Origin of the sequence: Devosia insulae DS-56 (assembly GCF_000970465.2) — a bacterium.
GTDB classification, from domain to species: domain Bacteria; phylum Pseudomonadota; class Alphaproteobacteria; order Rhizobiales; family Devosiaceae; genus Devosia_A; species Devosia_A insulae.
On the sequence record NZ_LAJE02000301.1, the window covers coordinates 1 to 12689 of the forward strand.

Below are 12689 nucleotides of genomic sequence, written 5' to 3' on the forward strand. Positions count from 1 at the left end.
GGACCAAGCGAAGCTTGGTGGAGGGGGCGGCCAAACTCTCAGTCAGCGATCACTCAACAGCAAGGAACCACAAAAGGCCCCGCATCGCCCACCCTGCCTTCGCCGTTCCCGGCGCCATGGACAGCCTTATCGCGCTGAGCAAAGCCAGCAAAGCCGTCCCCGGCCTGCCGCTCGGCTTGCTCGAGCTGATGCATCTGCGCGCCAGCCAGATCAACGGCGACGGCAACAACGTCAACCTCCACCCGCGCCTCGCCCGTGCCGCCGGCGAAACCTCTGAGGACCGCATCATCTCGGTCGCCTCGTGGCGCAACACCCCGTGGTTCAGCGAGCCGGAACGCGCCGCCCTGGCGCTCACCGAAGCCGTCACCCGGCTCGACGACCGTGCCGACCCGGTGCCCGACGCGATCTGGAACGAAGCCCGCCGTCACTATGACGAGCCGGTGCTGGCCGCCATGGTGCTGTCGCTCGGGCTGGTGAACCTGTGGAACCGGCTGCACGTCGCCACCGGCCAGGTCTTCGATCCGGCCCGCTGAACGAATGGCGGGGCGATCGCTCGCCCCGCCTATGCGTCACGCCACCTGCGGTCGCGACGCGATGATGCCTTCGGTCCGCGCTCGCACCTCGGGCGTCGCCAGGCACGTCGCCACCGCCTCGTAACCGACCGCACCGGGATAGGGCGCCACCAGCATCGGCGGACTGTGATTGGCCGGGCAATAGAGGATCGCTTCGTCCACCCCGACGGCCGCCAGATCGAGGATGGCGTTCGACCGCGTCATCGCGAACACTGGCCGCGCACCCGGCCGGCGCTGCCTGAGCTGCGCGATCACTGCCTCCTGTGAGGCCTGGTCGAGCCCAGCTTCGATCATGTCGATCACCACCGCCTTGGGCCAATCCGTCTCGAGCCCGGCACAGAGCGCCGTCAGCGCGTCGGACGCCACCGCTCCATCTTCGATCAGCCACGCCAGCGTTCGTTCGACCCGCTCGCGCAGCGCCGCGTCGGTCTCGAGGCGCGCCGCCGCAGCCAGGCCGTCCACCAGCCGGTCCATCCCGAGAAACAGCGCTCCCGGCAGCACCTCGGCGAGCTTCTGCGCCAGCCTGGTCTTGCCACTGCCCAGCGGCCCGATGATGTAGGTCAAAGCCCTGACCGGGCCGAGTTCGAACCGCTCGCCACCCCAGGGCCACGGCAACTCGAACCCGACGCCAGCTGTTCCCGGCGCCACGAGGCCCGCCAGCTCGCCGGTTGCCGGCGCTTCGCCCCGCCGCAGCCTGTCGCGGAGCTGCCGCAGCCGCTCCATCATGCCGGAGAGGTCCAGCATGCGGCCTTCGAGGACCGACTGATGCGTCGCCAGCGCCGCATCGAGCCCGCGCGGATCGCCCTCCAGCACGCGTTTGGCCTGCGCGAGGCTCAGTCCCAGCGCCCGCATCGCCACGATCTCGCCCGCCCGAGCCATCTGCTCGGGCCCATATGTTCGCCACCCCGCCGCCGTGCGCACCGGCACGATCAGCCCGCGCTGCTCATAGAGCCGCAGCGCCTTGGCGGAAACGCCTAGCCGGCTTGCGGCATCGGATGCGTTCAGAAACTCAGTCGAGGAACCCATGAATCACCCCGTCATTGCCTGCAATCACCCTTGTGATTGCTTGACCGCCCCTCTATCGGGGCGGCCCCAGGGGCCGAGTCAACAGGGTTCCTCAAGGCGCGGGCAGCGAGGCCTCAGCTCCCTGCCAAAAGCTTCGCCGCCAGCGTCTGCAGCGGCCCCGGATGCAGCTCGGCCGGCGGGCTGTAGGGGTTGGAGAACCCGAAGATCAGGAACAGGATGGCGCCGGTATAGGCGCTGAACAGCCCCAACAGCACCAGGTTGTGCCGCTCCGGCGCATAGATGTAGTGCCCGAAGGCGATCAGCACGACGCCCGACAGCGCCGCGATCCAGAAGAAATGCGCCACCGAAGTGATCGCCTCGGCCTGCCGCATATCGCGCGACGCCGAGATCGCGTGGAGACTCGCCAGCATGTGGTCGCGCAGGCTCACCTGCCGCGGCGTCTGCGGCGTGAGGTCGAGCACCCGGTCATAGGCCGTCGACCAGGTGGCCCAGGCCGCGTCGCTGAGCCCGTTAGCCGCCCCCAACTGTTCCCATTCGGTATCGATCACCACCTTGAGGTATTCGCGCATGTCCTGCTGCAGCGGCGCGAGCAGCGCTGCGTCGTAGCGCGCCGCATCGTTGAACACGTCGGCGATGGCGCTGGCCTCGGCCGCGGTCTGGGTTTCGAGCCGCTGGTACGAGGTCATCTCCTGCGCGAACACCAGCGCGATGATCAGCCCGTGCATGGCGGCGATCCGGGTCACCATCGCCCCGGCCATTTCCTTGTGCCGCTCGTATGGCCCGCGTCCGGCAAACCGGCGCGCCAGCATGTAGCTGCCGAGCGACAGGGCCACCGTGCAGATTACGAAAACCAGCCCGAACGCCGTGTCGGTTACGATCTCCACGTGCCGCCCCTCATTATTCCGCCGCGCCCCCTGCTAGCAAACTTGCGGCTGCCCGTCCAAGCAACCACCTCCATCCGGCGGCGGTTTCCGTTTGGCGCCGATATGCGTTACCCCTTTGCCTCCAACCTTCGGATTCCCCATGAGTCCCTTCCACCAGATCCTCGGCAACAACCTCGTTGCCAACGTCACCAATTTCACCGTGTGGTTCGCGCTGACCTTCTGGGTCTATCTCGAGACCCATTCGGTGTTCGCCACCGGCATGATCGCCGGCGTCTACCTGGTGTTCACCGCCGCCTTCGGTATCTGGTTCGGCTCGATCGTCGATCACAATTCGAAGAAACTGGCGATGCTGGGCTCGAGCGTCGTCTCGGCCATCTTCTATGTCCTGGCGCTGGCGGTGCTGCTGCTCTCGCCGCCGGAGAGTTTCACCAACCCCTACAATGCCTTCCTGTGGATTTTCGTCTTCCTCGTCATGCTCGGCGTCATCGCCGGCAATATCCGCTCGATCGCGCTGCCCACCCTCGTCACCGTGCTGATCCCCGAGGATCGGCGCGACAAGGCCAATGGCCTCGTCGGCATGGTCGGCGGCATCGGCTTTCTGACCACCTCGGTGATCTCAGGCTTTCTCGTCGCCTTCGGCGGCATGCTTGCGGTGATGGTGCTGGCTCTGCTGTTCACGGCACTGGCCTTCGCCCACCTGAGCTTCGTCAAAATCGACGAGGGCCGCGCCGAGCCCGACCCAGGAACTCCGGCCGAGCCGAAGCGGGTCGATCTCAAGGGCACCATCAAGGTGATTGCCGGTGTCCCGGGCCTGTTCGCGCTGATCCTGTTTGCGACGCTCAACAACTTCCTCGGCGGCATCTTCATGGCGCTGCTCGATGCCTATGGCCTGTCGCTGGTCTCGGTCGAAATCTGGGGCCTGTTGTTCGGCGTGCTCTCCACCGCCTTCATCATCTCGGGCCTGATCATCGCCAAGACCGGGCTCGGCAAGAAGCCGCTCCGCACCCTCTTGCTGGTCAACCTGATCACCTGGGCGGTGTGCTGCGTCTTCACCCTCCAGTCCTCGATCTGGCTGCTCGGTGCCGGCATGTTCGTCTGGATGCTGCTCGGCCCCTATGCTGAAGCCGCCGAGCACACCACGCTGCAAAAGGTGGTGCCGCCCGAGCGGCAAGGCCGGGTCTTCGGCTTCGCCCAGTCGGTCGAGCAATCCGCCTCGCCGCTCACCGCTTTCCTCATCGGGCCGCTTGCCGAGTTCGTCTTCATCCCGTTCATGACCGCGGGGCTCGGCGCTGAGGTGATCGGCGGCTGGTTCGGCACCGGCCCGGCCCGCGGCATTGCCCTGGTCTTCACCCTCGCCGGCCTGTTCGGCGTGGTGATCACCATCATCGCCTTCCGCTCAAAGTACTATCGCCAGCTTTCCGCCGCCTATGCCCGCCCCAGTGAGGGTGAACCCGAACCCGCGCCGGCCCAGTAGCCGGCACCCAGAGGAACCGTCAGCGCCATGTCCACGCCCGCCTCCACTCGCGTCATCGACCGCCTGAAGACTGAGTTCAGCTTCCAGATCTCGGTCGATACCAACGACCTGCCGCTGGGGTTGACGGTGGCCGAGGCCGCCCTCGCTGCCGGCGTCGACCTCATTGAAATGGGCACCCCGCTGCTGAAGACTGAAGGCGTCAAGCACGTCGTGCCGGCTTTCCGCGCCCGCTTCCCCGATGCCCTGCTGCTCGCCGACATGAAAACCATGGACGGCGGCAGCTTCGAGGCCCGCTCAGTGTTCGAAGGCGGCGGCAACATCATCGATTTCCTCGCCATTGCCGGGGTGGCAAGCGCCAAGGGCATCTGCGCCGTGCGCGATGAATACCGCCGCGCCAACCCCGAACTGCCGCGGCTGGTGTTCGCCGATATCCTGTTGCCGCATCAGGGTCCGGCCGACACCGCCATCGAGGTGGCGCTGCGCATGCTCGACGCCGGCGTCGATGGCATCGGCGCCCACCTGCAGCTCGACGCCCGCCGCGCCGACCCCAGCCTGTTCCATTCGAGCTACCTCGCCGACGTGGTCGGCGCCGTACACCAGCGCGTCGGCGCCGTCGCTTCGGTGCAGGTGGTTGGCGGCCTCTACCTCGAGCAGGCCGTCGCCCTCGCCAAAACCGGGCTCCGCGCCTTCGTCATCAGCGGCAATCTCGGCCTTCCCGACGCCCAGGCCCGCTACAGCAACCCGCCCGCCGAGATCAGTGAGCACATCGCTGCCTTCATCGCCGGCGTCTCGGCGGCGTGAGCGGCCGATGAGCAAACGGATGTCGAAGACGCTGGCGGCCGAAATCGCCACCCGCACCCTGGAGGTCATCAACCCGGCCAACCGGACCGTGGCGCTCGCTGCCGCCCTCCGCCGCCACGGCTTCGACCCCAACGCAGCGGAGCTGCCGGCAGCCCCGACCGAACGCGCGGAATTGCTGACCTGGCTCCTCGCCACCTACGCGCCGAGGGAGTAGACACCGGGTTCCGGCGGCGCTGGCGAGGAGACCATATGTCCACGATCGACGAAACGAGGCTTGCGGCCAGCCGCCACCAGGTGCTGCGGGACGCTATCGACCCACGCCTGCCCGGCCTCTACCGCGGCAAGGTGCGTGACAATTACGACCTGCCCGACGGGCGGCGCATTCTCGTCACCTCCGACCGCCTGTCGGCCTTCGATCGGGTGCTGTGCCTGGTGCCGTTCAAGGGCCAGGTGCTCAATGGCATCGCCCGCTGGGCCTTCGAGCAGACCGCCGATCTCTGCCTCAACCATGTGCTGGACGCTCCCGACCCGAACATCGTCGTCGGCCGGCGCCTCGCCATCCTGCCGGTGGAAATCGTCGTGCGCGGTTACCTCGCGGGCACCACCAGCACCTCGATCCTGACCATGTACAAGGCCGGTCGCCGCGAGATGTACGGGCAAACCCTTCCCGATGGCCTCGCCGACAACCAGGCGCTCGAAACGCCGATCATCACCCCCACCAGCAAGGCCGCCGACGGGGCGCATGACGAGCCGCTCACCGCAAGCGAGATCCTGGCGCGCGGCCTGCTCAGCGAAGCGCAGTGGCAGGAGGTGAGCGAAACCGCACTCGCCTTGTTCGCCCGCGGCCAGGCGCTCGCCACCGAGCGCGGGCTGATTCTTGCCGACACCAAGTACGAGTTCGGGCTCGATGCGGAAGGGACCCTCCGCCTCGCCGACGAGATTCACACCCCTGATTCGAGCCGCTACTGGCGCGCCGACTCCTATGCCGAGCGCCTCGCTGCCGGACAACGTCCGCAGAGCTTCGACAAGGATGTGATCCGCGAGTGGGTCGCCGCGCGGTGTGACCCGTACCGTGACGACATTCCGGAAATCCCTCCGGAGCTGATCTGGAAGACCGCGCTGACCTATGTCGAGGCCTACCAGCGGATCACCGGACGCGCCTTCGAGCCACCGCCGCCTGCCCCGCCGGTGCATGAACGCGTGATGGAAGTGCTCGAGAGTTTCCGCGCGCCCTGAGACCCTCCTGGTCTGCCTCCGACCAGTCGGCCGCGACGACTGCTCGCGCCGCGCCGCTCGAGTTCATCTGCATCTCCATGCCGCCCTGGCCCGGCAGCCACGAGGCGACGATCATTGCCGGCCCCTGGCAACCGAACCCTCCCGAGGGCTGGCCACCGGCGTAGCTGGAGGCCTGTGGCTTGGCCCTTGGCTGCCTTGCCCCCAAACGGAGCCGGCCGCTCCACCGTGCTGAGGTCTTTGGAAGATAGCTTCGGCAATTCCAACAGCGACGTAGACAGAATCGCAAGCAAGTCCTGACATCCTCGCCGAGCAGAATTGGCGTCCATTGCCAATGAGCGTTCGGTCGGGGCGGTCATGGACGCGCACTCTACATCGCCACGAGCAACGGTGGGCGGAGCGGCAATCGCGGATGCTGCAACGACCTATCGTCCCGAGATCGATGGATTGCGCGCGCTGGCCGTCGTTGCCGTTATCATCCACCACTTCAGTCGCGACGCGCTCCCCAGCGGCTACCTGGGGGTCGATGTCTTCTTCGTTATCTCTGGCTACGTCATCGCGAGTTCGCTTGCCGCCCATGGTGACGACAGCCTGCTGACGTTCCTTCGCGCCTTCTACGTCCGCCGCGTCAAGCGCATCCTCCCTGCGCTCGTACTCTGCGTGCTGCTGACCGGCCTCGCGATCACTGCCATCGACCGCACCCCCGGCAATGCCCTGCTCACTGGCGTGGCCGCGCTCTTCGGCGTGTCCAACATCTCGCTGGCTTTCGAGGAGACTGACTACTTCGCTCGCCCAACTGACCTCAACGTCTTCGCGCAGACCTGGTCACTGGGCGTCGAGGAACAGTTTTACCTGGTTTTTCCGCTGCTGTTCTGGCTCGGCCTGCAGCCCCGTCGCTTCGGCGGCACCCGGGCCTACCTGGTCGCGCTGTCACTGCTCTCCCTCGCTTCGCTGCTCGCCTTTATCCTGGGCACCAGCTCTGCCGCAGCGAAGCTGACCTATTTCGCCATGCCATCCCGCTTCTGGCAGCTGGCGGCCGGTGCCCTGCTCTTCACCTTGCTCCACGGCCCCGCCCGCCGCATCGGCACGCTGCCCGCGGCGCTGGCGCCGGTTTTTCTGACCGTGGCGCTGGCACTGCTGTTTGCCCCTCGCCAATACCAGGCGCTGAACGCCATCGCCGTCGTCGCCGCGACGCTGGGGTTGCTTGCCTCCACGCGAGCCGGCAGCGGCACTCATGCCGTTCTGTCGCACCCGGCCGTCGTCTATGTCGGCAAGATCTCCTATTCGCTCTACCTGTGGCATTGGAGCGTGCTCAGCCTCAGCCGCTGGACCATTGGCGTCCACGCCTGGACAATACCGCTCCAGGCCCTGGCCATCGCCGCCCTGTCAATCCTGTCCTACACCTTCGTCGAGCGCCCGCTGCGGCACGCCGTCTGGGCGGGGACGACCTGGCGCACCGTCGGCGCCGGCATCCTCGCGTCCGCCGCTTGCGCTGTCCTGATTCTGGGTGGGGCGGTCTCACGCGAGACCCTCGGACTGCAAGCCATCACCGCTGGCAAGTTCCCGGCCAGCCACCTGCCGCTCCCCGGCTCTGGCGCCAGCTTCGGCAACTGCGCCCTCGGCACCGGGCACGAAGCATTGGCCGAGAGCACCTTCGACCTCTGTACCGCGCCAGCCCCAACTGCCGGCGCACCGATGATCTGGGCCCTTGGCGATAGCCACGCCGGGCACCTGCAGGGCCTGCTCTACGCCGTGTACGACCAGGCCGGCATGGGCGTGCACCTGATCGAGACGGTCGCCACTCCCTTCCCGACGCTTCCGGGGCGCCCGTCGGCGGCACGCCAGCGGATTTTCGAAACCATCCTGGAGCGCCTCCGACCCGGCGACATCGTCCTGGTTGCGCGGCTGATGTTGTCCCGGACCGGCGATCCAGTCCCGGTACCCGGACTGGACGAGTGGACCGCCAGCCTCGGCGAGCTCGCCGACCAGATGGGGCGTCGCGGCGTCAACGTCGTGGTCATGGGCCCCTCCCCCATGTTCGACTTCGATATCATCGATGCCTGCGTTCTGTTTGATCCGTGCACCATCAGTCGGGCGCGGCTGGCCGAACAGGTCGAGAAGGTGCTCGGCACGCTGCGGGTGACAGCCTCGTCCCGGCGCAACCTCTTCGTCTTCGACAGCTTCGAAGTGCTGTGCCCGCCCAGCATCGGCGTCTGCTCGGCCACCCGCGACGGCGTGCCGCTGATGCGCGACCGGGACCATCTCAACGCGCGGGGAGCCGCCGCCCTCACCGCCGAGTTCCTGCGCTTCCTGCAGCAGAACGGGCTATACGCACCCGTCGCAACCAGCCGAAATGTCCGCGATCCCGCCTAGCAGCCCGGGCGGCGCAGCCCGCTGCTACATCGTAATTCCCCCATCCACCACGAAGTTCGACCCCGTCGCATAGGCGCTCTCGTCGCTCGCGAGGTAGACCAAGAGGTGCGCCATTTCTTCGGGCTGCGCCATGCGGCCCATCGGCTGACGCGCCACAAAGGTCTTCCACACCTCGTCGTGGTTGCCCAGCGCGTGCGCCCGCTCGTGCAGGGACGGCGAGTCGACGCTGCCGGGGCAGATGGTGTTCGCCCGGATGCCGTTCTTCATGTAGTCGAACGCCACCGATTTGGTGAAGCCGATCACCGCCGCCTTCGACGACATATAGCCGACCCGGTTCGGCACCCCCTTCATCGATGAGGCGACCGAGGCGACGTTGATGATGTTGGCCCCGCCCTGCGCGATGAAGGCCGGCAGGAACGCCTGGGTCAAGACGAACATCGGCGTGACATTGATATCGAAGCTGAGCTGCCACTCTTCGAGCGTCGTCGTCCCCAGCATCCCCTGATGCACCCAGCCGGCGCCGTTATAGAGCACGTTCACGTGCGTGTGCCGGGCCGCCGCCTCGCGCAGCGCCAGGTGATCGGTGACATCGAGCGCATAGGTCTCGTGCCCGGCCGAGATCGCCTTGAGCTCCTCGCCCTTGCGCGCAATGCCCTGGGCATCGCGGTCGGTGGCGATCACCCGCGCCCCCTCGCGCGCGAATGCTGTCGCTGCCGCCCCGCCAATACCCGCCGCCGCCGCGGTCATGAAGATGGTTTTCCCCTCGAGCCGTCCCATTTTCTCCCTTTCCGTCCAGTTCGGTGTTTGACCAAAGACGAAGCCTCCGGTCGTTGTCCCATTCCGCCTGTGTGGTACCATACCAGCCATGCAAGGGGGACCAGCACTATGGATGAATTGACCTGGGAAGCGCTGCTTCCCCCGATCTTTGCGGCTGCCGGTATCGACGCCACTGGAACACTAGAGATCGCCCCGCTTACCGGCGGCGTTTCGTCCGATATTGTGCGCATCCGCCTCGGTGACGGTCGCCAATACTGCGCCAAGCGCGCCCTTGGTAAGCTCAAGGTGGCGACCGACTGGCAGGCGCCGCTCGAGCGCAACCAGTACGAGGTGGCGTGGCTGCGCCGCGCCAACGCCATCGTCCCCGGCGCCGCGCCCGAAGTGATCGGCGAGGACCGCGCACACGGCATCGCCCTGCTCGAATACCTGCCGGCCGAGGATTATGTGCTGTGGAAGGCCGAGCTGCTGGCCGGCCGCGCCGACCCCTCAGTTGCCACTGCCGTCGCCGAGGCGCTCGGCCGCATCCACGCCGCGACGCTCAACGACCCCTCGGCCGCTGCCGAATTCCCCACCGACCATCTGATCGACGCCCTGCGGCTCGACCCCTACTTGCGCTTCACCGCCGGCCGCCACCCGGAGTTGAGCGAGCGCATCCTCGCCGTGCTCGCAACCACCGCGAACACCAAGCTGGCGCTGGTGCACGGCGATGTCAGCCCCAAGAATATCCTGATCTCGAAGCGCGACGGCCACCCGGTGCTGCTCGATGCCGAGTGCGCCTGGTACGGAGATCCGGCCTTCGACGCCGCCTTCTGCCTCAACCACCTGGTACTGAAGTCCATCCACCTGCCGACGCTGCGCCATGAGCTGCTCGCTGAGGCCGCCGCCTTTGCCGCCACCTGGCTCGGACATTTCCCCACGCAGATGCGGGCCGAGACCGAGGCGCGTGTCGCCGCCCTCCTGCCCTGCCTGATGCTGGCGCGGGTCGATGGCAAATCACCGGTCGAGTATCTCAGCGACGCCAGTCGCCAGGTCGTCCGTGACCGCGCCATTCCGCATATCCGCCGCCCACCAACCAGCATCGCCGAGCTGCTCGACAGCCCTGGCACATCCCAGGATCGATAACGCGCTATGTCAGCCATCAAGACCATTCTCGGCCGCCAGGTGTGGGACTCGCGCGGCCGCCCCACCGTCGAAGTCGAGATCACCCTGGAGAGCGGCGCCACTGGTCGCGCCATCGCCCCCTCCGGCGCCTCCACCGGCAGCCGCGAAGCGCTCGATAAGCGCGATGGCGGCAAGCGGCTGGGTGGCTACGGCGTCAATGGTGCGCTGGCCGCGGTAAACGGCGAGATCCAGGGTCGACTCAAAGGCCTCGATGCTCTCGACCAGGCCGCCGCCGATCGCGCCATGATCGAACTCGACGGCACGCCGCAGAAGACCCGGCTGGGCGGCAACGCCATCGTCGCCACCTCCTCGGCCATCGCCTGGGCCGCCGCCGCCGAGCAGCGGATCCCGCTCTGGCAGCATTTGCGCCGCCTCAGCAACCTCGATCCCGAGGCGCAGCACATCCCGGCCCCCATGATCCAGATCTTTGGCGGCGGCCGCCATGCCGGCAACCGCATCGACATCCAGGATTTCCTCATCCTCGCCGTCGGCGCGCAGAGCTTTGTTGAAGCCACCGAGCAGATCGCCGAGGTCTATATGGCCGCCAGCAAGGCGATGGTGCAGAGCGGCAAACTGAACGGCGTCGCCGACGAGGGCGGCGTCTGGCCCGACTTCACCGCCAACGAGGACGGGCTCGAGCTGCTGACCCGCGCCATCGAGACTGCCGGGCTGCGCCCCGGCGTCGATATCGGCATCGCGCTCGATGTCGCCGCCACTTCGTTCTACGCCGACGGCGCCTACCGCCTGGCGCTCGACGGCAAGGCGCTGTCGACGCTCGAGATGATCGAACTGCTGCAATCCTGGGTCGCTGCCTACCCGATCGTCTCGCTCGAAGACCCCCTCGCCGAGGACGATGACGAAGGCTTTGCCGAGATCACCCGACGGCTCGGCAAGTCCATCCAGATCGTTGGTGACGACTATCTGACCAGCTCAGAGTCCCGTGTTGCCCTTGCCGCAGCACAGGGATGCTGCAATTCGGTGTTGCTCAAATCGAACCAGTGCGGCACCCTGACCGAATTGATTGCGGCAAGCACGCGCGCCCGCGCCGTCGGCTGGAATACCATTCAGTCCGGCCGCTCCGGCGAAAGTGAAGATGTGACGCTCAGTCATCTGGCCGTCGGTTTGATGTCCGACCAGATCAAGGTCGGCTCGATGACGCGCTCGGAACGGACCGCAAAGTGGAATGAAGTGATCCGCATTGAGGGTTACTACGTAGCGCCTCGCTACTGGCGTTTTACCATTCCGCCGCTGTAGTCGAATGAAGCGCAGTTTGGGGGATTCAGTTTGGGGGACGCAGACAGACGCAATGGCGCGGGCCGGCCGGTTCGCGTTGAAGACGTAGCTCGCGTCGCCGGGGTTTCGCCGATTACCGTCTCACGCGCCCTGTCCTACCCCGACAAGGTCAAGGAGGAGACCCGGGCCCGCATTCTCGAGGCCGTCGCCCAGACCGGCTATGTCGTCAACCGCTTCGCCTCCTCGCTCCGCTCCGGCCGCTCCAACGTCATTACCGTGTTCGTCTCCAGCCTGCTCAATCCGCATTTCGCCACCTCGGTGCAGGGCATCGTCGATTCGGTCGAGGGCAGCGGCTACCACCTGATGTTCGCCCAGACCGGCTATTCCGAGATGCTGGAAATCGACGTGGTCGAATCGGTGCTGCCGTTCCGCCCCGCCGGCGTCGTCTTCACCGGCGTGGTGCGCGCCGACAAGACCCGCCAGGCGCTGCAGAAGCTCGGCATCCCGGTGATGGAAATGTGGGGCAACCGCCCCGATCCGATCGACATGCTGGTCGGCTCCTCCAGCTACGATGCCGGCCGCCTGATGGGCGAGCATTTCGGCGAACGGGGCTTTGGCAAGGTCGCCTATAGCGGCCACACCATCGAGCGCACGGCGCAGCGCATCGAGGGCTTCCGCCACGGCCTCGCCAAGCACGGCCTGGCGCTGGAGCTGATCCACCCGATGGATGGCACCCGCACCTTCGCCGATGGCATGCATGCCTTCGATGCTATTCTCGAGCAGCTGCCCGGCTGCGATGCCATTTTCTTTGGCACCGACGTGCTCGCCGCCGGCGCCATGACCAGGGCGCTCGACCGCGGCATCGCGGTGCCCGGCCAGGGCGCCATCGCCGGCTATGGCGACCTCGAGTTCACCCAGCATGTCCGCCCCTCGCTCACCTCGCTGCAGGTCTCGAGCTACGAGATGGGCCGCGAAGCCGGGCGCATGCTGATCCCGTCTCTTATACACAGCTGCCGCTGCCGACGCGCGACCTAGTGTTGATCTCCGTGGGCGCCGTATCATCGCACAAAGAAACGTCACGGTCTAGATCGGCGACTGTATCACACACACACATACAGCCTAGTGACGAGATCAGCTACCTATGAGTAATAACTG

General features: G+C 66.8%; 12 protein-coding genes. 9 read left to right on the top strand and 3 right to left on the bottom strand.

From position 1 onward, the window contains the following. Nucleotides 1–116 precede the first annotated feature (116 nt). On the top strand, nt 117–533 hold the full coding sequence (locus VW23_RS21140) for a carboxymuconolactone decarboxylase family protein (protein WP_069911487.1): 417 nt from the start codon (nt 117–119) through the stop codon (nt 531–533). A 36-nt stretch (nt 534–569) separates the two neighbouring features. On the opposite strand, the gene VW23_RS21145 is transcribed toward VW23_RS21140, so the two are convergent. Both VW23_RS21145 and VW23_RS21150 read right to left on the bottom strand, forming a co-directional pair. After that, nucleotides 570–1598, bottom strand: a complete 1029-nt coding sequence (locus tag VW23_RS21145; RefSeq protein WP_069911488.1) for a MerR family transcriptional regulator — start codon at nt 1596–1598, stop codon at nt 570–572. Between the two features lie 113 nt (nt 1599–1711). After that, a complete protein-coding gene (locus VW23_RS21150) occupies nt 1712–2482 on the bottom strand; it encodes a bestrophin-like domain (RefSeq protein WP_069911489.1) in 771 nt (256 codons plus the stop codon). A gap of 139 nt (nt 2483–2621) precedes the next feature. On the opposite strand from VW23_RS21150, the gene VW23_RS21155 reads away from it, so the two are divergent. The 5 genes from VW23_RS21155 to VW23_RS21175 all read left to right on the top strand — a co-directional run bounded on the left by VW23_RS21155 (nt 2622) and on the right by VW23_RS21175 (nt 8363). Beyond that, entirely contained in the window at nt 2622–3956 is a 1335-nt protein-coding gene (locus tag VW23_RS21155; protein WP_069911490.1) for an MFS transporter, read from the top strand. 27 nt (nt 3957–3983) lie between these two features. Next, nucleotides 3984–4757, top strand: a complete 774-nt coding sequence (locus tag VW23_RS21160; RefSeq protein WP_069911491.1) for an orotidine 5'-phosphate decarboxylase / HUMPS family protein — start codon at nt 3984–3986, stop codon at nt 4755–4757. Nucleotides 4758–4764: 7 nt separating this feature from the next. Then, nucleotides 4765–4971, top strand: a complete 207-nt coding sequence (locus VW23_RS21165; protein ID WP_141728422.1) for a hypothetical protein — start codon at nt 4765–4767, stop codon at nt 4969–4971. A 35-nt stretch (nt 4972–5006) separates the two neighbouring features. Then, nucleotides 5007–5993, top strand: coding sequence for a phosphoribosylaminoimidazolesuccinocarboxamide synthase (locus tag VW23_RS21170; protein WP_069911493.1), 987 nt, complete (start codon nt 5007–5009; stop codon nt 5991–5993). Between the two features lie 315 nt (nt 5994–6308). Continuing rightward, nucleotides 6309–8363 (top strand): acyltransferase family protein, encoded by a 2055-nt coding sequence (locus tag VW23_RS21175; protein ID WP_141728423.1) that lies wholly within the window; start codon nt 6309–6311, stop codon nt 8361–8363. Between the two features lie 24 nt (nt 8364–8387). Here the strand turns inward: VW23_RS21175 and VW23_RS21180 are convergent, their stop codons facing one another. Further along, complete coding sequence (locus VW23_RS21180; protein ID WP_069911495.1) at nt 8388–9140, bottom strand: SDR family oxidoreductase; 753 nt, start codon at nt 9138–9140, stop codon at nt 8388–8390. 108 nt (nt 9141–9248) lie between these two features. Between VW23_RS21180 and VW23_RS21185 the strand changes: the two genes are divergently transcribed. The 3 genes from VW23_RS21185 to VW23_RS21195 are packed head-to-tail and all read left to right on the top strand — an operon-like array spanning nt 9249 to nt 12569. Further along, nucleotides 9249–10262 carry a phosphotransferase family protein gene (locus tag VW23_RS21185; RefSeq protein ID WP_069911496.1) on the top strand — a complete coding sequence of 338 codons (1014 nt, stop codon included), beginning with the start codon at nt 9249–9251 and terminating at the stop codon, nt 10260–10262. A 6-nt stretch (nt 10263–10268) separates the two neighbouring features. Continuing rightward, nucleotides 10269–11555 carry a phosphopyruvate hydratase gene (eno, locus tag VW23_RS21190; protein WP_069911497.1) on the top strand — a complete coding sequence of 429 codons (1287 nt, stop codon included), beginning with the start codon at nt 10269–10271 and terminating at the stop codon, nt 11553–11555. Nucleotides 11556–11585: 30 nt separating this feature from the next. Continuing rightward, a complete protein-coding gene (locus tag VW23_RS21195) occupies nt 11586–12569 on the top strand; it encodes a LacI family DNA-binding transcriptional regulator (protein ID WP_069911498.1) in 984 nt (327 codons plus the stop codon). Nucleotides 12570–12689 lie beyond the last annotated feature (120 nt).

Excerpts from the sequence above, each read along its gene's own strand:
- VW23_RS21140 (WP_069911487.1), top strand. The coding sequence starts at position 117 with ATGGACAGCCTTATCGCGCTGAGCAAAGCCAGCAAAGCCGTCCCCGGC.
- VW23_RS21145 (WP_069911488.1), bottom strand. The coding sequence starts at position 1,598 with ATGGGTTCCTCGACTGAGTTTCTGAACGCATCCGATGCCGCAAGCCGG.
- VW23_RS21155 (WP_069911490.1), top strand. The coding sequence starts at position 2,622 with ATGAGTCCCTTCCACCAGATCCTCGGCAACAACCTCGTTGCCAACGTC.
- VW23_RS21160 (WP_069911491.1), top strand. The coding sequence starts at position 3,984 with ATGTCCACGCCCGCCTCCACTCGCGTCATCGACCGCCTGAAGACTGAG.
- VW23_RS21165 (WP_141728422.1), top strand. The coding sequence starts at position 4,765 with ATGAGCAAACGGATGTCGAAGACGCTGGCGGCCGAAATCGCCACCCGC.
- VW23_RS21170 (WP_069911493.1), top strand. The coding sequence starts at position 5,007 with ATGTCCACGATCGACGAAACGAGGCTTGCGGCCAGCCGCCACCAGGTG.
- VW23_RS21180 (WP_069911495.1), bottom strand. The coding sequence starts at position 9,140 with ATGGGACGGCTCGAGGGGAAAACCATCTTCATGACCGCGGCGGCGGCG.
- VW23_RS21185 (WP_069911496.1), top strand. The coding sequence starts at position 9,249 with ATGGATGAATTGACCTGGGAAGCGCTGCTTCCCCCGATCTTTGCGGCT.
- eno (WP_069911497.1), top strand. The coding sequence starts at position 10,269 with ATGTCAGCCATCAAGACCATTCTCGGCCGCCAGGTGTGGGACTCGCGC.